The organism is Henriciella sp. (assembly GCF_029937755.1).
Classification (GTDB): domain Bacteria; phylum Pseudomonadota; class Alphaproteobacteria; order Caulobacterales; family Hyphomonadaceae; genus Henriciella.
Map to the genome: position 1 here is coordinate 1 of NZ_JAPYPG010000027.1, position 1270 is coordinate 1270.

Sequence of the window (1270 nt, forward strand, 5' to 3'; positions counted from 1 at the left end):
TGACCCAGCCCCGTGATTTCCGGCCATGAATTTGCAGAGTCCTCGACACGAAGAGGATGACAGATGCGCAAATCACGATTTTCCGAAGAGCAGATCATTGGGATGATCCGGGAGCACGAGGCTGGCGTGAAGACAGCCGATATCTGCCGCAACTACGGCATCTCGGATGCGACGTTCTACAAGTACAAGGCGAAGTTCGGCGGCATGACGGTGTCGGACGCCCGGCGGCTGAAGACGCTGGAGGAGGAGAATTCGAAGTTGAAGCGCCTTCTCGCCGATGCGATGCTGGACAATGCGGCCCTGAAGGACCTGGCGACAAAAAACTTCTGACGCCCGACGCCAAGCGGAAGGCCGTGCACCACGTGATGGAGGTGCATGGCCTGTCGGAGCGTCGGGCCTGCCGGCTGGCCGATCTCGATCGGTCGACCTTCCAGTATGAGAAGTGCGATGGCGGTGATGAGAAGCTGCGCCAGCGGCTACGAGAGCTCGCCGGTGAACGCCGCCGGTTCGGCTATCGAAGGCTCGGCATCCTGCTGGATCGCGAGGGCCTCAGCGCTAATCACAAGAAGATCTACCGCATCTATGCCGAGGAGGGCCTGGCCGTGAAACGACGCCGCGGACGGAAGCGGGCGACAGGCACGCGCTCACCCATGCTCCTGCCGGAACAGGCGAATGAGCGCTGGAGCCTGGACTTCGTGTCGGACGCTCTCAGCGATGGCCGCCGGTTCCGCACGCTCTGCGTGGTCGACGACTTCACCCGGGAAGCCCTGGCTGTGGTCGTCGATGTCTCCTTGTCCGGCGTGCGGGTCGCCAGGGAACTGTCCCGGCTCATCGCCCAACGGGGTGCTCCGAAGATGATCGTCTCCGACAATGGCACTGAGCTGACCAGTCATGCGATCCTGAGATGGGTCCGCAAGGCTGGTATCGAGTGGCACTACATCGCGCCGGGAAAGCCGACACAGAATGCCTTCGTCGAAAGCTTCAACGGCCGGCTGCGCGACGAGTGCCTGAACGAGCATCTCTTCGACAGTCTCGGTGACGCCCGGCGCATCATCGAAGCCTGGCGGATAGACTACAACACGGTCCGGCCACACACATCACTCGGCGGCCTCAGCCCCGTAACCTACGAACGGCGGCTGCGCCGCCGAAGGCCCGGCTCGCTTGAGCCGCGGGGAAGCTCCACTCCCCGGGCCTTGACCACGCCATCAACAACAGAAAGAAAGGCGAACAGACTCTCCGAATGAACGGCCCGGATCACGGGGTTGGGTCA

Annotated in this window: 1 protein-coding gene; it reads left to right on the forward strand. The window is 62.7% G+C overall.

The window, feature by feature from the left end:
• The first annotated feature begins 63 nt into the window (after positions 1–63).
• A protein-coding gene (locus Q1K29_RS18580) for an IS3 family transposase (protein WP_300396840.1) occupies positions 64–1244 on the forward strand; the annotation gives its coding sequence in 2 pieces (ribosomal slippage) (positions 64–313 and positions 313–1244; 1182 coding nt in all).
• Positions 1245–1270: the final 26 nt, after the last annotated feature.